Genomic DNA, 18,392 nt, shown 5'->3' on the forward strand with positions numbered 1-18,392 from the left:
AATAAAGCTTATTAAAAGAATAAGTTATGGATTTACCAATTTTGAACATCTTCGACTTAAGCTGTTTGCTTGCTTTAATTCATAACAAAAATTAACACACGAAAACCAGAAGAGCCCATCCCCCACTCCCCCAAAAATATTAAGAGATGTAACTATTTACCCCCAACCCAGAAAGTGATTACTCAACAGGGGTGAGATCAGGATAGTCTAGATCGAGCAGTCAGATAGATGTTTAGTTAAATTCCTACTTCAGATATGTCCGTTTCTAGTCCTCCTCGTTCCCTGCGTATCGGTTCCCGTAAAAGTCAGTTAGCCCTAGTACAAACCTACTGGGTACAGGCAGAATTGAGTAAACACCACCCCCATCGACAGTTTGAGGTGGAGACGATGAGTACCCAAGGCGATAAAATTCTCGATGTGGCCTTGGCGAAAATCGGTGATAAGGGTTTATTTACCAAAGAATTAGAAGTGGGAATGTTGGATAGATCGATCGATCTTGCCGTCCATTCTCTCAAGGATCTGCCCACTAATTTACCCGAAGGCTTAATCTTGGGTTGCGTCACCGAAAGAGTTAATCCGGCCGATGCTTTGGTGGTAAATAGCCAAAATCAAGACTATCAATTAGATAATTTACCAGAAGGTTCAGTAATTGGGACTTCTTCTCTGCGTCGATTGGCCCAGTTGCGTCACCATTATCCCCATCTGACTTTTAAAGATGTGCGCGGCAATGTCAACACCCGTCTGGCCAAACTGGACGCGGGAGAATACGATGGGATTATTCTGGCAGTAGCCGGGTTAGAAAGGTTAGGATTAGGCGATCGAGTTCATCAGGTTATTCCGGCGGAAATTTCTCTCCATGCGGTGGGACAGGGGGCTTTAGGGATAGAATGCCGCGATGCTGATCCGGAGGTCTTGGAAGTCCTAAAAGTGTTGGAACACGCCCCTAGCCGCGATAAATGCTATGCTGAACGCGCTTTTTTACGGGAGTTGGAGGGGGGCTGTCAAGTTCCCATCGGAGTGAATACGGCGATCGAGGATGGTATCCTAACTTTAACGGGTATGGTGGCTAGTCTCGACGGTAAGCGCCTGATTAAGGACTCGGTTAGCGGTGATCCTAGCCATGGGGAAGCTTTAGGACGAGATTTAGCCCATAAACTGCGCGATGCTGGTGCTGGAGAGATTTTAGCCGAGATTTTCGCTGAAGTGGGACGATAATCAGTGATCGGTTATCAGTTATCAGATTTGAGTTTTAAGTGAGCGGTATTAGAAGGTTCAATACAAATATGGTCAGATATAGTCAAGCAATGTAATATGAGGACATGAAACTATCAGACTATCACTGTCGAGTCAAGAGCCAAAAATACAAATAGAGCGAGAACTGTCGCTCTTGCAGTTCCCGCTCTATTATCGTTGTATTGTTGGACTGTCTAACTCCCAAATATTGACCTAAATTAGTACAAAGCTTCTTCTTGGTGGGTGACGATCACACAGTCAGAAGTAGGATAGGCGACACAGGTGAGGACATAACCCGCTTCAATTTGATCGTCATCTAAGAAGGATTGCTCGGATTGATCAACGCTACCGGATTCGATTTTACCAGCGCAAGCAGAGCAAGCACCAGCACGGCAAGAAAAGGGTAAATCTAATTTTTTTTCTTCTGCTGCCTCGAGAATATATTCATTATCGGGAACATCAATTGTATGGTCGCCATCGGGTGTTTTCAGGGTGACTTTATAAGTGGTTGTCTTTATTTTCTTTGCCATAGGTTGTTGCTCAATCTCAAAATCCCTTCTCTCGCCGTTTAAACTGAACGGGTCGAATGAGTTTCCTTTTTGATACTACGGGAAAATTTACCCGGCTCAACTTACCATTAGTAATGACAGCCTTAAATAAACTTAAAATAATATTTACTTATCTCTTGAGTAAATAACTCCCGATAGTTGTGGATGAATCGTCAAATAATTTCATCAATCTTTAGGTAATAAGTGGTCGGACAACATTAAAGTTTTTTAGCCATCAGCTAGAAAAGCTAAAAGTCAAGAGTTGGGAGTGGGCGAGATGGAGAAGAAAAAAGCTTAATCCTGCAAAAAAGCGAGAGGATAACTCATATTCTCAGCAAATCCCAAGATACCTCGATCGCGATGCTCATAGAGTAAATTTCCTTGATTATCAAATAAAAAAGTCCCTCCCCGTTGGGTGAGATAACTACTATCAGGAACATAGGTTGGCCAATTGCCCAAAACTTGACCCATATTACGGAGTCTCAGGGTGGCTAATTCAAAAGGTCGCTGAAAACCTTGACCCCCAGCAAGATTGAATAGGGAACCCCGGAAAGGTGGTAAAGGCCGCGCTTGAATTGTTTCCTCCTCGGCAATTAATTGGGGGGCTTTGCGATCGCCAAGATAACCCCGCAGCACTTCGGCCAGAGTCCCCGGACTACCCACACCCGCACACATGAAAATTAGATTTAACCAAGCATTTTGCCCGGGGGAAAATCTGGGTAATTTTAACGATAAACCGCGATACAGTCCCAATAAATTATGTAATTCGGCTTTGGGGTCAACAAAAAGCCAATCTTGCCGAAATTTCGTATATTCAGCGAATTTTAAACCTGAATTGCGATCGCCGATACCGATGGCCCGAATGGTTATCCCGGCATTTTGCCAAAGGGCTGCCTCTTTTTCTAACCACCAAGCGTATTCGAGACTGTCAAAATCTCCCAATTGCGGCCAAACAAGAATTAAAAGACGTTTATACCCAGTACAATCGCTTAAAATTGGCACTATTTGCCCATCGCTGACCCTTTGGCGTTGAATTGTTGAAAATATTTCATAGCTGCTGCTCATAGGTAAATTTCTCCTAATAAAACCGCTGCTTTTGCCCCCGTGACTTTCGGTAAATTACCGGGGAAATTGTGCCAGCGCCAATAGGCCAAGAGGGCAAAAGCGATCGCTTCTTTAAAATCGCTATTTAATCCTAACTGATCGGTGGTCAAAAGCTTGACATTTGACCCCAAATGTGCTAGGAGTCGTTGGCGCAGGTAGGCATTGCGAGCGCCACCACCGCAGAGCAGCACTTCCGCGGGCATTTCTGGCAAAAAGGTTTGATAGCTGTGGGCGATCGAAATGGCGGTTAAATCGGTTAAACTAGCCAACCAGTCGGCATCACTGAGGGAATAAGCTTGGGCATCCTGGCGCAATTGGGCTAGATAGGCGGGGCTAAATAACTCTCTGCCAGTGGATTTAGGAGGATATTGTTGAAAATAAGGCTCCTGTAGCCATTTATGAACTAATTCGGAGCAGGGTTGACCCTGAGCCGACCATTGACCGTTATGGTCGTAGGTTTGTTGGCCTTGGCTCAAAAATTGTACGGCCAAATCGATGAGGACATTGCCGGGGCCAGTATCCCAACCGAAAATTTTTTGCTGCCAATTTTCCTTTTGTCGGGGGGGTAGATAGGTTAAATTGCCAATACCACCGATATTTTGGACGCAGCGGGTTTTAGTGGGGTGAGAGAGCAGATAAGCGTCAATTTTCGGCACTAGGGGCGCACCGTGACCAGCTTGGGCGATATCGGCAGCGCGAAAATTACTAATGGTGGGAATACGGGTAATTTTTGCGATCGCTGCTCCCCGTCCTAATTGTACTGTGTAACCGAGGCGATCGTTTTCGGGGGGTCGATGAAAAACGGTTTGACCGTGACTGCCGATTAATTGGGCTTTTGGGGCTTCTTTTTGGATATTTAAAGCGGCATGGGCGAATTCTGCGGCGATATCATCATCTAAGCTGGCTAAAGCTTCAATAGATAGCTTTTCTCCCCCACAGACTTGCAAAATTGTCTCTCGTAATCGGGGGGAATAGGGATAGGTTTCTCCAGCTAATAACTGCACCTGTGGAGATTCCACAGTACCGCTAATCTCCACTAAAGCGGTATCGATGCCATCCACCGATGTGCCACTCATTAAACCGATAACTAACAAGTTTTTTCCCTCAAGTGTCGATTGTTGATTATTTTATCCCCCTCCGACAATAGTAACAATTTCTAATTTATCCCCCTCCTTGATTTCGGTGTTTTCCCAATACTGACGATGGAGGATTTCCCCGTTATATTCCACGGCAACTAACCGAGGATTCATGCCCAAATTTTCTAGCATTTGCGGTAGTTTAGTTGCGGGTAAACAGGTTTGAGTTTTGCCGTTGATTTGCAAGGTTATTTCTGACATGGATTTGGATATGAACGAATCAAGTTAATCGGAGGAGACAGTATTCTCCGAGACAGTATTCTCCGAGACAGTATTCTCCGAGACAGTATTCTCCGAGACAGGAGACAGTATTCTCCGAGACAGGAGACAGTATTCTCCGAGACAGTATTCTCCGAGACAGTATTCAGGAGATTATTTTTATTTATTCTTTCTACACCCCATCTCCCCATTTCCCCATTTCCCCATTTCCCTACACCCTACACCCTACACCCTACACACCACTCCCCCGTTCCCTACTTTAATTGGTTTAATAATTGTTGTGTCACCACCTCGGGATGCTGCGCTTCCATGATGGCCCGGACTACAGCTACCCGCTGCGCTCCTGCCTCTAAAACCTCTTTAATGTTACTACTATCAATACCACCGATCGCAAACCAGGGTAAAGGGCAATTTTCCCGCGCATAACGGACATATTCCAATCCTGCGGGTGCTTTTCCCGCTTTCGTGGGGGTGGCATAAACTGGACCGACTCCCACATAATCGGCCTTTTCTTGGATTGCTTTGGCCATCTCTTGGGGATTAGTGGTGGACCGGCCGATAATTGCCGTCGGACCGAGAAATTGCCGTGCTAGGGAAATCGGTACATCCTGTTGACCGAGGTGAACACCATCGGCAAGAATGGCCTGAGCAATATCGACGCGATCGTTCATAATAAACAAAGCATCGTAACGGTGGCATAACTCACACAGTTTAGCGGCCTCTTCTAAACGAATGGTATCAGCGGCGGTTTTATGGCGGTACTGCACCAATTTTAAACCTCCTTTTAGGGCTAATTCGACGATTTCTAGGAGATTTTCGGCAGGAGAAGTGACTAAATAGAGGGGAGATGCTTGCAGTTTTTCCAGAGGTGGAGAGATTAATAGTTTACTCTCTAGCTGATAAACCCGATAGCGCAGCTGTTTACAGGCTATCCCTAGTTCCAGATCATAGAGTTTACCGTATTCTTCTAAAACCCTGAAAGCCTCCTGTACGCGAGCGAGATTGGCCTGCAGCAGTCCCTCGACAGTCTCGCGGATTTCTTCCCTAGGATGGCTTAAATCCCTGCCGATATCGCCGGCTGTGTCCCGATGTCGTTTAAGATCGATCGAGTGCCAACTAGCTAATTGATGGCGCATTTCTTTACATTCTTGGGCTAAATCGGGATTATCTAAGCCAAAACGACACCATTCTTCGATAATTCGCAGTCCTTCTCTGGCGCGGTCAAGGTTAGCATCAAGAATACGTTTAATCGCCGTAGTTTCTAGTTTCATTTGCCGTCAATGTAGAGTTATCATAGCCGTCAGCCGTCAGCTAAAATATTACTATTCTTGGCCGTTGTTCGGGGAATAGCAGAGGCGGCATCAGACAGGCAACAAGGAGGGACGAGAAACCCACGCCAAGGACGATTTTAAGCCAGACGGACATCCTTAAACGCCCCTAGGTATTCTAGTAATTGCTGATGAGCCGGGTTATGTAGTGGGTAGAGATGATCGTAACAGATGGTGATGAGGGATTGCAGATCGTCCAATAAATCCTCAGCTGCAATGGATTTCTGGGGTTGATTGAGGAGAATGACTTGGATTTTGAAGACACGGCACAAACCCAAAATAAAATCATGACAAAAGAGACTAACAGTTTCCGCATGGGTTAAAACTAGACATTTCACCTCACCGTGACAAATCATCTCCACTAGACGCATAAAATTAGGGCGATTGTGGCTGACTCCGTTGCCGATATCGGTGAGAATTTCAAAGGGTTGACCCTGTTGATGACAAAAGTCTTCTAACGCTTTTATCTGGGTGTCTAATTGGGGTTTTTGTTCAGGTCGATTAACACGAGCATAGCCAATAATCAATGGGTTTGCTTGACCAGATTGTAAGAGATCTTCCGGTCGAAATCGGCGATGGCCGCCGCGGGTACGAATTGGGGCAATTTTACCCTGTTGTTCCCAGCGCCGGAGGGTTTTAATGCTAACTCCGAGTAAATCGGAGGCTTCTCGAATAGTGATGAGGTTATTCATGTATATGACTCGGTTTTAAATTAAAGAAATTTATCGAGAGAGAATCGTCCAACTTTAGAGAGTCAGTTGTCCACTTTTATACTGCCATTACCCTACGCTGGTAACTATAGATGATTTAGGAAAATTAGTCATACCTCTTTAGATGCAGATATTAAACGGGATTTTTGGTCTTTCTAAAACCTGAGTTTGTCCGGGGGTTTTGGGGTATGTCAACTCGTTAGGGAGTTGATTGCTATCGAACTTAACAGTTTTGACAGTCAAAACTGTTAAGTTTTATATATTGTACCTCTCTTGATTAAGTTTTGTAACGGATTGAGAGATTTTTTTTTAAGTAGAGCCTGTTTATCTGTCCAACTTTCACCAAAAAGCTTGGGTATATTTGTCAATTTTTGGGTAGTTATGTTCAAGAAAAACTGCTATAAATTGGAAAAAAATAGATAAATATTGCCGAAAAATAAATAATTTTCTAAACCACAGGGTAAGCGCATCTTAACAATCTTTAACAAAATGAACTTTATGTGAGTTGCTTACCCAGAGCAGGATTCAGGAATATTTGAGGAGAATTTGCCATCTCAATTTTTAAGCAAAAATCAACCAAATGTTAAGAATTCCTAACTATTTTTATTGACTGGTATCACTTGAAATGCCCACACAGCAAGCGGATGACAAAATTGGTCAATGGTCAATAGCGTTTGAGATGCGCTCACCCTGTTCTAAAACACCTGTTTTTTTTTGAATAGTTTCGCTATAATTATGTCAGGTCACACAAAAAGTTATCAGCGAGCTTAACACTTGCTTAACTTCTTTTGATGGCTATAGTACACACAATTAACGCTGGATAATTCAGTTATGATGACAACCAACAAATTAACCAAAATCCTTTCCGGTGTGGCGGTTCTCGGTGCCGCTACTGCTACTGTTGTCGGTATCACCGCTTCTCCTTCCCATGCTGCGACACTCGCAGAGCTTCTTGTGCCAGGGGCTTCATTTACCGTTGACGATAAACTATTCACCGATTTCTTTTTCATACCTACCCAACCAGCAGGGGGCTGCTTACCCAGTTTCTGCGGGCCGGTAGATCCGGCCGCTATTATGGTCAGTCCGGCAACAACCAGTCATGGACCAGGGCTTAAATTCGACGGTTTGTTTTTCGCTCAGGCCGGGGTTATCTACGATATAGCCTTGGGGTACACCGTTACAGTTCTTGATCCCCACAAATGGATTAAAGATATCCACATGACAGTTGATGGGGTAATGGTCGGAGACGGAGATTTACAAATTATCGAGACTGTTCGTAAGCCTGATGATACAGTGGTAGGTCAGTGTCAAGTCGATAATCATACATTAGCAGGATTGACCTGCGGGGTGGACTTGATCGGGTTACATAAACAACTCAAAGTGAGAAAAGATATAGAACTGATGGGTTTCGATCATGTGAACATGACGATTCCCGAGGAAGTCTCATTTTCTATCTTAGATCAGGAATTTAGTCAAACAACCAATCACGTTCCCGAACCGGGTACTGTCCTCGGACTTCTGGCAGTGGGTGGTTTAGGATTGGTTTCCCGCTTCAAGAAACAAAAATAACAGTTACCAATGTCTTGCACACATTGATAACTGTGACGTTGAACAAGAATAGCTAAAGGTTAGATGCCCTGTTTGGTTTTCTAGCTTTTAGCTTTTTCTTTAAGTGTTGATTCTAACACGAATGGGGGATAGGGGATAGGGGATGGGGGATGGGGGATGGGGGATACCTAACCCCTAAACCCCAACCCCCAACCCCCATGGCTATATAATTAAGCTTTGGGTAATTTGTCCCACCATAATTCTTGACCGCGAAAAACTGATGTCTTCTTTACTCTCCGCTATTCCCCTCGACGCAATCGCTTATAATCCCCAGGGTTTAGTACCAGCGATCGCCCAAGACTATCTTGATGCTACAGTGTTAATGATGGCCTGGATGAATCGGGAATCCCTCGAAAAAACCCTCACCACTGGGGAAGCATGGTATTGGAGTCGTTCTCGTCAAGAATTGTGGCACAAAGGAGCCACCTCGGGCCATATCCAAAAAGTGCGTCAAATTCGCTACGATTGCGATAGTGATGCCATCTTGCTGACTATTGAGCAAATCGGTGATATCGCCTGTCATACCGGCGAAAGAAGCTGTTTTCACCAAGTAAATTGGCAAAAATCACCGCCAGCGGCCGATACTCTCTCGGAATTGTTTAAGGTAATTTGCGATCGCAGAGACGATCCTCATCCGGAATCCTACACCTGTAAACTCTTGGCCGGAGGAGATAACAAAATTCTCAAGAAAATCGGCGAAGAATCGGCAGAAGTGGTCATGGCCTGCAAAGATAATGATGGCGATGCTATTGCCGCAGAAGTGGCCGATCTTTTTTATCATACCCTCGTCGCTCTCGCCTATCATCAAGTCCCCCTGCGAGATGTCTATAAAAAACTGCAAGACCGGCGCCGGTAATCAGTTAGGGGATAGGGGATAGGGGATAGGGGATAGGGGATAGGGAAATGGGGGAATGGGGAAATTGGGAGACCACTTCGTGCGCGTTGCGTTGCGGGGGGAAGTGGGGAAGTAGGGGCATTTCAACTAAAACCCTTAAACCCTAACACCCTAACACCCCAAAACCCCCAACACCTTTTTTGACTTTTGACTTTTTACTTTATACTTGTGGTTTACGACTTAGTAATTATCGGTGCCAATCCTGCTGGGATAGAAGCGGCTTTGTTGGCTGTTCACCTCAAAAAAAGGGTGGCTTTAGTGCAACAGCCTTCTAGCGGCAATTTAGAGGCATCTGAGGACATTTTTAGCAAGGGGTGCAGCCAAATTATCCATCTCTATAAACTGCTGAATCATTGGCAAGAAACAGCCATTTATCCCCAATGGCAACGGTTGCGGGAATGGTTAGAGGAAGTAGATAAAAGTATTAATAAACATCATTCTTTGGCGAGATTAGCCACGGAAGGAATAGATGTGATCCCGGGTGGGGGGGAATTTGTCCGGCTGCCGCGTTTAGGATTCGTGGTTAACGGTCGGCAATTGTTGGCTAAACACTATCTTATCGCTACTGGTTTTTATCCGCAAGTACCGAGAATTTTCGGCTTAGATGAGGTTAATTATTTTACTGCTCAGACCCTTTGGCAAGAGCCAAATTTAGACAATTTAGGACAACATTTAGCGATTATTGGCAACAGCAGCATGGCTGTGAGTTTGGCACAAATTCTCCGACGTTTAGGGAAAGAAATTAGCTTAATTATCGAGGATAATTATCTACTGCCGGATATTGATCGGGAAATCTCCCATTTAGTTACTGCCATTTTAGAAGCGGAAGGAATTAAGATTTTATCCGGCTATTGTCCTAGTCAAGTGAAAGCGATCGAGGGTCAAAAATGGTTACAATTAGGCAATCGTGTTATCGAAGTTGATGATATGATTTTTGCTGGTAATTATCAAGTCAATGAACAGGGATTAAATTTGTCCGGGGTGGGAGTTAAACTAGAGCAAGGATTAATTAGGGTTAATCGGCAATTACAAACTGATAATTCCCGCATTTATGCCCTAAATTTGCTCAGAAATAATTATCCAGATCCTACTTTAAATCACCGGGCCGCTTTTGGGTTAGTCAAGCATCTGCTCACGGGAGAAAAATTTAACTTTAATCCGGAGCAAATTCCCTCATTTATTGCTTTCGATCCTGCTATTGCTTGGGTGGGTTTAACTAGAAAAGCAGCCGAGGACAGCTATGGTGAGGAGGTAAAGATGATCAACTATCCCATCAAAAATATAGTCCCACAGCAAATCTGGGGGGAAACCACGGGATTTTGTCAATTAATCTACCGACAAGATGGTAAAATACTGGGAGCGCAAATAGTCGGTAATCAAGCAGCAGAAATGATTAGTATCATCAGTTTAGCTTTACAAGAAAATTTAACTATACAATCCCTCAATAAAAATATTTATGCTTGGGGAAGTATGGGAGAGATTATCGGAGAAATGACGCAATTAATCCCCCATAAAAAATCTTGGTTAACTTGGCTAAAAGAATTATTCAGATAATTAGAGCGAGAAAGAAGATTAAATTATGAAACCGAAATTTATTGTCTTTGAAGGTATTGATGGTTCTGGAACAAGTACCCAAGCAAAACTCTTACAAGAATATTTTTTAAAGCGCGGGGAAAAAGCAGTTTTAAGTCCAGAACCTTCCGAGGGAGTCATCGGTCGTTTGATTCGAGAAATAATGCAAACTAATCTTATTTCTATCAAAGATCAAAATAAATTTGACCAACAAATGGCCTATCTATTTGCAGCTGATCGCCATGATCACTTATATAATGATCACGATGGCGTTTTTAAACTTATTCACCAAGAACAAACCCATGTGATCACTACTCGTTATTATTTTTCTTCTTTGGCCTACAATTGCAATAATCCCGAAGAATTGGCTTTTGTTCAGCAGTTAAATCAACATTTTCCCAATCCAGATTTAGTCATTTATATCGATGTTATTCCTGATATTTCTCTAGCAAGAATTAAAAACAGAGCCATCACAGAAGTGTACGAAAAACAAGAAAAATTAATGAAAGTTCGTCAGATGTTTGTCGAGATATTTAAAGAATATGAAGATAATTTTTTACAACTGGATGGCAGTGATACAATAGAACAGCTTCACCGAAATATTATTAATTATCTTGAACAATTAATTTAAACCCATGCTTAGTACAGAAACCACCCCTAAATTCACCTACCAACCCCACTATAAACCCAATCAATTAATCTGCGGTCACGGACAAACAGCAATTATCACCGGATGGACAGTAAAACAGTCCCTTGCTAAACATTTAAATCCCGACCAATATGCGGTAATTGGTAATCTTTATAGTCCCACCAGAGGAATTAGTCCCCTGCTGAGAAACTTAATAGCAAATCCCCACGTTAGATACTTAGTTATTCTCAGCGCGACTAAGGAAGATAAGAACTCCGGTAGCTGTCAATGTTTGCTAGATTTTTTTAGTCAAGGATTCCAGTTAGGAAAAAGTGACACAGGTAGAGAATGTTGGGTAATTAATTCTCTTATCAGGGGATACATTGACAAAGAAATTGACAGAGAAATTCTCGAAAAATTGCGTCAATCAATTCAATATCAACCAGTTAAATCTATCCCAGAAGCGATTGAAACTGTCCAAAGTTATGCAAAACAATCCCCCTTAACAACTTGGGGAGAACCATTAACTTTTCCTATCTCAGAAAATCTTCCTTCTCTCCTACCCGGGACAAGATACGGTCATCGCATTGAAGGAAAAACTATTGCCGAAACTTGGGTAAAAATTCTCCAAAAGATTAAAACCACCGGCACAATTAGACCGACAGGATATGATGGTAAATGGCAAGAATTAATCGACCTAATGGCAATTGTCACCGATGAACCCCGAGACTTTTATTTTCCTGAACCTAATTATTTGCCTATAGATAGAGCTTTTCTTACCGAATATATCGGACAAATTCTCGATGATTCCCCTATACACCAAGGAGTTAAATACACCTACGGTCAAAGATTGCGCTCTTGGTTTGGACGGGATCAAATTACACAGGTTATTAATAAATTAATCTCAGAAATTGACGCTGCCAGTGCAGTTATGTCCCTCTGGGATGTGAAAGACCACGAAAAGGGAGGTAGTCCCTGTTTAAATCATATTTGGGTGCGAGTGGTGGAAAATGAATTATCTCTCACCGCAATATTTAGAAGTAATGATATGTTTGCCGCTTGGCCGGCAAATGCCATGGGATTGCGCGCTTTACAGCAACATATTTGCCAAGAAATCAATCAACGCTCCCAGTATAATTTAACCTTAGGTCCATTGATTACTATTAGTCAATCGGCCCATATATACGATGATACTTGGGAGAATGTCGAACGATTAATCGCCACCCAGTACGATAAAATTGTTAATCAGCGTGATTTTTTTGACCCTAGCGGTAACTTTTTGATTTCTCTAGAATCAGAACAAATTATTGTCCAACAAACTACTCCCGGCAGTGGGGAAATTGTTGCCTGTTATCAAGGCAAAAATCCCCTCAAATTAATCCGCGAGCTTGCAACAACTAATCCCGCAATTATTCCCGAACATATCGGTTATCTGGGAATCGAGTTACAAAAGGCATACAATTGCCTCAAAAATAATCAACCATATATGCAAGACCAGTAGGAAGTGGGAAGTTTCAATGAACAATGAACAGTAAACAGTGAACTGATAATTGATAACTGATAACTGATAACTGATAACTGATAACTGATAACTGATAACTGATTACTTGTCCTTGTTTGTCGAACCGGCGCCGCGGTATTTGAGAGATGAGGAGCGAATTGGGTTAGCCACCGTGGGATTATTGGTGATTTTAACCTCCGCACCGCGATATTTACCCCCTCGCTCCTTGACAGGAGCCTCGGTGACTGTTGGCTCGATATAGGTGGCGCCACGATACTTTTTCTCGCCGGCGGTTTCTGGAGTGGGGACGGGGAGATTCTTCTGCTCTTCTCGTCCTTGCCATAAAAAGGTGACGACAATCACAACTGTCAAGAGAATTAATAGCTGAATCTGCCAAGGAGCTAAAACCAGACTCAACACTAAACTAATTACCGTGGCGGCACTGGCGAGATAAGCGATCTCATCGCTGGACTTCTGCCAGAAATAGGCAGCCAAGGCAGCGGTGAATAGTGGTAATAAAAACGAATAGGACATTCTGGGTACACCTTGTCACGCTAGTGAACCGATCTCTCTATTATTACCTCCCTAGCTTCGATCGGCGAAAAATATTAACTTAGCTTATGTTACATATAAGTTTTATCTTGTCAATTCTTCTTTACAATTCGTAAAAATGCTGTTACATTTATTTACATGAGCTAAAAGTTAAAGCAAAACAGCCAAGACACCAAGCCGGTTCAGATTGTCTCGGAGAGTATCAGACAGCTGATGATTCCTTTAGTCCGAGACAACGGTGAAAAACTGGGCTGACTAGCTTAAAAAAGTTTTCGGGGTTTGGGTTTGCCCCATTGACAGATTTGCTTGAGTTCTCCTACATAACTTAGCGCTACCTCGGCTGGACACCGAGGTTTTTTATTTGGTTACAGCGTTTTCGACTAAGTAGGGTTTGCTGAATAAATCTAAAAACCTTATCCAACAAGGTTTTTAGACTTTTTTGACCTCAAAAAGTGCCGCCCCTTGGAGTGATTGGGGGGAAAATTCAGGGACTTTTTCCCTGAATTTTCAGCAGACCCTAAGTAATACTAAATCCTGTTTAAAAGGTATAGGAGAGTGGGGTGTGGGGAGCAGGGAGCAGGGAGAAACAATTGATAACTTGAGGGTTAATCACACTATTAAAAACGGATTTGGTATGAAACGTAGATACATTATTACTATCTAACAATTAATTGAGATTACCTACTTAATTAAAAATTAACTTCATTTTGATGTACAGAATCCAAATAAAACTTGATTACATCTTCTGGTGTACCCTGACATTGCAACTGGCCTTTATTCAGCCAAATTGCTTGGTTACAGGACTCTTGAATTAAAGTCAAATCGTGGGAAACTACTAAAATAGTGGCGTTAGAATTCCAGAATTTTTTTAAACGTCGTTTACACTTATTTTTAAAACTTTCATCCCCGACGGAAAGGACTTCATCAAGAATAAGAATATCGGGGTGAACCTCCGTGGCGATCGCAAATCCTAAACGAGCCACCATCCCGGAAGAAAGAGATTTCACCGGCGCTCCCATATATTCTTCTAACTCAGCAAAGTCAAGGATATCTTTGGTTTTTTCCTTCATTTCCTGACGAGAAAATCCCAGCATTACCCCATAGAGAATAATATTATCTTTTACCGGTAAATCTGGATCAAAACCCGCTCCTAATTCAATTAGAGAGGCAATTTGTCCCCTGACTCTTACCTGTCCCTTTGTCGGTTCCAGAATACCACAAATAACTTTTAAGAGAGTAGATTTTCCTGCGCCATTAGCTCCAATGATACCTAATTTCGCTCCGGAATTAATGACTAAATCTATATCATCTAGAACTAATTTTTTGGCAGGTTGACGATATTTACCTTCAAGAATAGAGAAGATTGTCCTTTTTAGATCGTAGGAGAATTCTTCTTGAGTACGTCTTTCGAGAGACACTTGATCGAGTCGAATTACTTCTGTCATTTATAATAAATCCATAAATAAATGTCGCCAGAGTCGGAAGCAAGTCCAACCAATTCCTAAGATGATGATCCCACCGAGTAGAGATTGAAAAATCAAACCAAAATCCGGTAATCCGGGGGAAAGGGACAATTGGCGAATACTTTCGATTACCGGCAATAATGGGTTTAATAGGAGGAATGGTTGTACGGAGGGAGGAATAATTTCCGGGGGATAGAAAATCGGGCTGCTAATCCAAGCGACAAAACAAACAATTTCGTAAAAATAGGGTAAGTCTCTGAAGAAAACGTAGAGGGTACTGACAAAAAAACCCACTCCCGTGCAAACCATAGAAAGACCGATCACGGGAAAAATCAGAGCAATTACATTAATTAAACTTTGAGATTTCCAAAGAGTTACTATAGCCAAAAGGGGAAAGATACTAATAGCAAATTGAAAAATATTTGCCACTACCATCGAAACGGGAAAGATGCTAACCGGCAGACGAATTTTATTTAGAATACTGCCATTACCAACGATACTAGGTAAAGCTTGGTTAGTGGAAGCATTAAAGAAATTTATTACTACTAAACCGGTGAAAGCCGCTAGGACATAGTTAACTATAGAATTATCAAAATAAGAGGCGAAAACCGTGCCGAAAATTGCCGTGTATAGTGCAGTCATAATCAGGGGATTTAACAAGGACCAGTAAACCCCCAGAAAAGAACCCCGATAGCGTCCCTTGAGATTACGTTCCACTAAAACACTAAGCAACTCGTAATATCGCCGCGCTGTTGACCATCTAGTTTTTGTCTGGAGATCGGTCATAGGGATAATTGTCATCTCGTCAGTATTCAGTGCTTTATTCTAAACGATTACCGTCAATTTTGTCTATCGATCGAGAGGGGACTCTAGTTTTTATCCAGTTCCCGACGACTCTCCCTCTCGGGAAAAAGTTCCCTTCCTAGGCCATTTATCTGGCTCAAAAAGCTTAAAACCCGCTAAAAGCCTCTTTTTTTAGGGTTAAACTCGGTTTTTAGGGACAGCCTCAGCTAATTGACCTAGACTCTAGCAGGTTTGACAATAAAATAGACATCAGATAAAAGCCAAGAAATGCCGATTTAAACACAGCTAATCTCAGAAAAACCGGAGTCAAAAACCGATAACTGAACAACTTCCTAACAGCCAAACCAAGAATTTAATCTAATTTATGTCCCGTCAGTTCCACAAAGATATCTTCGAGGTTGGAAGGGCGACACATTACGCCAGTTTTATCGCTCAAACTGTCAAGATAGGCATTGGCATCAGCCACGGTGGGGAAGAATTTATAATCGATTTTATCGCCAACTTGTTTGATAACTAAACCCTCGCCATACTTAGTGCGAAAATCCGTTAGAGTTCCTAATTCGATTAATTTGCCCGCATCCATAATACCAATTCTGCCCGGTTTTCCCGTGGCGTTATCCTGACAGAGAAATTCCACTTCTTCCATGTAGTGAGTGGTTAATAAAATTGTCATTCCTTGCTGGTTTAAATCGCGAATTACTTCCCACAAACGACGACGATTTTGGGGGTCTAAACCGACAGTCGGTTCATCGAGAAAGAGGATTTTTGGTTCGTGAAGAAGAGCGCGAGCAATCTGTAAACGTCGTTTCATTCCTCCGGAAAGAGTTTTGGCAAGGGCAGATTTTCGATCGCTTAAACTGACATAATCTAAATAGCGATCGATTAATTCCTGTCTCTGGGGATTGGGGATATGGTGCATCCGGCCGTGAAATTCCAGATTTTCCCAGACGGTTAATTCCCCATCAACGCTAATCTGTTGCAAGACTACCCCGATATTTCTTTTCACCTGATCGCGGTATTTTTTCACATCATACCCCGCCACTGCGATTTCTCCTTGACTTGCTTCGGTGAGGGTGATAATCATGCGGATTGTCGTCGATTTTCCCGCACCGTTGGGACCGAGTAAACCAAAGATTTCCCCTTTTTCGATGGTAAAGGAAAGCTCGTTAACTACTGGGAGATTGTTATAGATTTTAGAAACGCGATCGAGAGCAATAGCGGCGGTCATAGTTACAAAAGTTAATATTCCAGCTATGGATTAGTGTAGCCGAATTAGCCTAACTCGACTCCGATTTGATCGGGAGCATCTCGCAGTGGTCATATCGACTGTGGTTTTATATCGTCACAATCAGATTAGAATACGGATAAAAAATTTTGACTTTGCTGGTATCAGATGGGAGTTTTGCTGCCGATTCTCTGTTTATGTCTAGGAATAGGGGAATTTTTCCTCCATCCCCCGATTAGTCTGGGCAATTCCCGTACCGCAACCACGGCAACCCGAACGGAAACCCGTTTGCTGCTGAATTTAAAAAAAAGACGGGTTTTTGTTTACCAAGGACAGAAAATAATCGCTTCTTACCCAGTGGCGATCGGTCGTCCGGGTTGGGAAACCCCAACGGGACAATTTAGGGTGATTCAGATGGTGCGGGAACCGGTCTGGGAACATCCTTTCACTGGGCAACTGGTGCCATCGGGAAAAAACAACCCTTTAGGGGCGCGTTGGATCGGATTTTGGACCGATGGTGCGAATTTTATCGGTTTTCACGGCACACCGCAAGAAAATCTCATCGGCCGGGCCGTCTCCCACGGTTGCGTCAGGATGCGCGATCGAGATATAAAGGCTTTATTTGAAAGGGTACAAATCGGCACTTCAGTGATAGTAATCGCTCAATAGAAACAATGGGACAAAATGTCACATTTACCAACACTTTACCCCCATGATGTCGAGAGCGCCGTCTTCAGGCGTAATTTAGATAGTCAACAGTTTAAAATGAAAGAAACTAAGCTAAGAGGATAAGCGGTGAATATTATTGAACTAATCGGGATCGTGGCGGGAATATTAACCACTGTCTCCTTTTTACCCCAAGTGATTAAAACTTGGCGTTATCGTTCGGCTAAGGACTTGTCCCTAACTATGTTTATTTGCTTTTGTCTGGGGGTTTTTCTTTGGCTAATCTACGGGATTTATGTGAGCAGTAAACCGATTATTATCGCTAATTTTGTTACCTTTATCTTAGCGGGGACAATTCTCTATTTTAAGATTAAATATGATTAAAATAACTGGCAATCTCTTGCGGCTCTATTGGCTCACGTCAACGAAGGCAGCAGGCGGTTGGCAGGGGGCCGTGTCAACTTAAAGAATTTTGTGTTAAGATATTGATAGTAGGTCTAGCATTGTCAAAATGTTTGTACTAGAATACAAAGTTAAGCCAAAACCTAATCAGATAGAAGCCATTAATGAGGCAATACGAACAACCCAATTTGTTCGGAATAAAGTCCTGCGTTATTGGATGGATAATCCGGGTGTTGGCAAAACCGAGTTATTTCGGTACAACACAGCATTAAGGAAAGAGTTGAAATTTGTTGATGATTTAAACTCCCATGCTTGCCAAGCTGCCGTAGAAAGAACCTTGCGAGCAATTACTCGGTTTTACGATAATTGCCAAAATAAAGTTAAAGGAAAGAAAGGCTACCCTAAGTTTAAAAAACATTCCCGTTCCGTTGAGTATAAAGTATCTGGATGGAAGCTATCAAAAGATAAACGTCATATTACCTTTACAGATAAAAAAGGTATTGGCACTCTTAAACTGATTGGCTCTAGAGATATTAATTATTATCAACCAGAACAGATTAAACGGGTAAGAATCCTTAATCGTGCCGATGGTTATTATGTGCAGTTCTGCATTAAATTAGACCCCAGAGACACGGTTAAACCTTTAACGCCTTCCCAGAAATCAACTGGGATTGATGTGGGATTAAAGTTTTTCTTAGTAGATAGCGAAGGCCATCAAATTGATTGTCCGAACTACTATCGAAAAGCTGAAAAACAATTAAACCGATTAAACAGGAAAAAGTCAAAGAAATACCGTAA

The 18,392-nt window shown here is 42.5% G+C and carries 19 protein-coding genes; 9 read left to right on the top strand and 10 right to left on the bottom strand.

Annotation, left to right across the window (positions count from 1 at the left end; translation table 11 throughout):
- Window positions 1-255: 255 nt before the first annotated feature.
- The gene (gene hemC / locus EWV84_RS12455) at window positions 256-1,215 is read left to right on the top strand and encodes a hydroxymethylbilane synthase (protein ID WP_024968936.1); all 960 of its coding nucleotides are present in this window, start codon (window positions 256-258) and stop codon (window positions 1,213-1,215) included.
- A gap of 236 nt (window positions 1,216-1,451) precedes the next feature.
- On the opposite strand, the gene EWV84_RS12460 is transcribed toward hemC, so the two are convergent.
- From EWV84_RS12460 to EWV84_RS12485, 6 genes are all read right to left on the bottom strand, one after another.
- Window positions 1,452-1,763, bottom strand: a complete 312-nt coding sequence (locus EWV84_RS12460) for a ferredoxin (protein WP_287078235.1) — start codon at window positions 1,761-1,763, stop codon at window positions 1,452-1,454.
- A gap of 312 nt (window positions 1,764-2,075) precedes the next feature.
- Window positions 2,076-2,846 carry a peroxiredoxin-like family protein gene (locus EWV84_RS12465; protein WP_287078236.1) on the bottom strand — a complete coding sequence of 257 codons (771 nt, stop codon included), beginning with the start codon at window positions 2,844-2,846 and terminating at the stop codon, window positions 2,076-2,078.
- A complete protein-coding gene (locus EWV84_RS12470) occupies window positions 2,843-3,979 on the bottom strand; it encodes an anhydro-N-acetylmuramic acid kinase (RefSeq protein ID WP_416361042.1) in 1,137 nt (378 codons plus the stop codon). The genes EWV84_RS12465 and EWV84_RS12470 overlap by 4 nt, the downstream gene beginning before the upstream one ends.
- A gap of 33 nt (window positions 3,980-4,012) precedes the next feature.
- Complete coding sequence (thiS, locus tag EWV84_RS12475; RefSeq protein WP_002751314.1) at window positions 4,013-4,222, bottom strand: sulfur carrier protein ThiS; 210 nt, start codon at window positions 4,220-4,222, stop codon at window positions 4,013-4,015.
- Window positions 4,223-4,494: 272 nt separating this feature from the next.
- Entirely contained in the window at window positions 4,495-5,511 is a 1,017-nt protein-coding gene (locus tag EWV84_RS12480) for a thiamine phosphate synthase (protein ID WP_287078237.1), read from the bottom strand.
- A 137-nt stretch (window positions 5,512-5,648) separates the two neighbouring features.
- Entirely contained in the window at window positions 5,649-6,260 is a 612-nt protein-coding gene (locus tag EWV84_RS12485) for an IS607 family transposase (protein ID WP_287078238.1), read from the bottom strand.
- Between the two features lie 849 nt (window positions 6,261-7,109).
- On the opposite strand from EWV84_RS12485, the gene EWV84_RS12490 reads away from it, so the two are divergent.
- From EWV84_RS12490 to EWV84_RS12510, 5 genes are all read left to right on the top strand, one after another.
- Window positions 7,110-7,847 carry a PEP-CTERM sorting domain-containing protein gene (locus EWV84_RS12490; RefSeq protein WP_287078239.1) on the top strand — a complete coding sequence of 246 codons (738 nt, stop codon included), beginning with the start codon at window positions 7,110-7,112 and terminating at the stop codon, window positions 7,845-7,847.
- Window positions 7,848-8,106: 259 nt separating this feature from the next.
- Window positions 8,107-8,742, top strand: a complete 636-nt coding sequence (hisIE, locus tag EWV84_RS12495; RefSeq protein ID WP_103111441.1) for a bifunctional phosphoribosyl-AMP cyclohydrolase/phosphoribosyl-ATP diphosphatase HisIE — start codon at window positions 8,107-8,109, stop codon at window positions 8,740-8,742.
- 207 nt (window positions 8,743-8,949) lie between these two features.
- Window positions 8,950-10,335, top strand: a complete 1,386-nt coding sequence (locus tag EWV84_RS12500; protein WP_287078240.1) for a dihydrolipoyl dehydrogenase family protein — start codon at window positions 8,950-8,952, stop codon at window positions 10,333-10,335.
- 25 nt (window positions 10,336-10,360) lie between these two features.
- Window positions 10,361-10,984 carry a dTMP kinase gene (tmk, locus tag EWV84_RS12505; RefSeq protein WP_286825190.1) on the top strand — a complete coding sequence of 208 codons (624 nt, stop codon included), beginning with the start codon at window positions 10,361-10,363 and terminating at the stop codon, window positions 10,982-10,984.
- 4 nt (window positions 10,985-10,988) lie between these two features.
- Window positions 10,989-12,482, top strand: a complete 1,494-nt coding sequence (locus EWV84_RS12510; RefSeq protein WP_287078241.1) for a thymidylate synthase — start codon at window positions 10,989-10,991, stop codon at window positions 12,480-12,482.
- A 102-nt stretch (window positions 12,483-12,584) separates the two neighbouring features.
- Here EWV84_RS12510 and EWV84_RS12515 read toward each other — a convergent pair whose 3' ends face one another.
- From EWV84_RS12515 to EWV84_RS12530, 4 genes are all read right to left on the bottom strand, one after another.
- Window positions 12,585-13,016, bottom strand: coding sequence for a DUF4278 domain-containing protein (locus EWV84_RS12515; protein WP_287078242.1), 432 nt, complete (start codon window positions 13,014-13,016; stop codon window positions 12,585-12,587).
- Between the two features lie 707 nt (window positions 13,017-13,723).
- Complete coding sequence (locus tag EWV84_RS12520) at window positions 13,724-14,479, bottom strand: ABC transporter ATP-binding protein (RefSeq protein WP_286826333.1); 756 nt, start codon at window positions 14,477-14,479, stop codon at window positions 13,724-13,726.
- Entirely contained in the window at window positions 14,480-15,283 is an 804-nt protein-coding gene (locus EWV84_RS12525) for an ABC transporter permease (RefSeq protein ID WP_287078245.1), read from the bottom strand.
- Window positions 15,284-15,653: 370 nt separating this feature from the next.
- The gene (locus EWV84_RS12530) at window positions 15,654-16,529 is read right to left on the bottom strand and encodes an ABC transporter ATP-binding protein (RefSeq protein WP_286826334.1); all 876 of its coding nucleotides are present in this window, start codon (window positions 16,527-16,529) and stop codon (window positions 15,654-15,656) included.
- A gap of 165 nt (window positions 16,530-16,694) precedes the next feature.
- Between EWV84_RS12530 and EWV84_RS12535 the strand changes: the two genes are divergently transcribed.
- The 3 genes from EWV84_RS12535 to EWV84_RS12545 all read left to right on the top strand — a co-directional run.
- Window positions 16,695-17,195: a L,D-transpeptidase gene (locus EWV84_RS12535; RefSeq protein ID WP_287078243.1), complete on the top strand. Its 501-nt coding sequence runs from the start codon at window positions 16,695-16,697 to the stop codon at window positions 17,193-17,195.
- A gap of 126 nt (window positions 17,196-17,321) precedes the next feature.
- A complete protein-coding gene (locus tag EWV84_RS12540; RefSeq protein ID WP_286826774.1) occupies window positions 17,322-17,576 on the top strand; it encodes a SemiSWEET transporter in 255 nt (84 codons plus the stop codon).
- Window positions 17,577-17,703: 127 nt separating this feature from the next.
- The coding region (locus EWV84_RS12545; protein ID WP_287078244.1) for an RNA-guided endonuclease InsQ/TnpB family protein at window positions 17,704-18,392 on the top strand (689 nt) is incomplete at its 3' end.

Origin of the sequence: Microcystis sp. M_QC_C_20170808_M3Col, assembly GCF_007095505.1 — a bacterium.
Taxonomy (GTDB): domain Bacteria; phylum Cyanobacteriota; class Cyanobacteriia; order Cyanobacteriales; family Microcystaceae; genus Microcystis.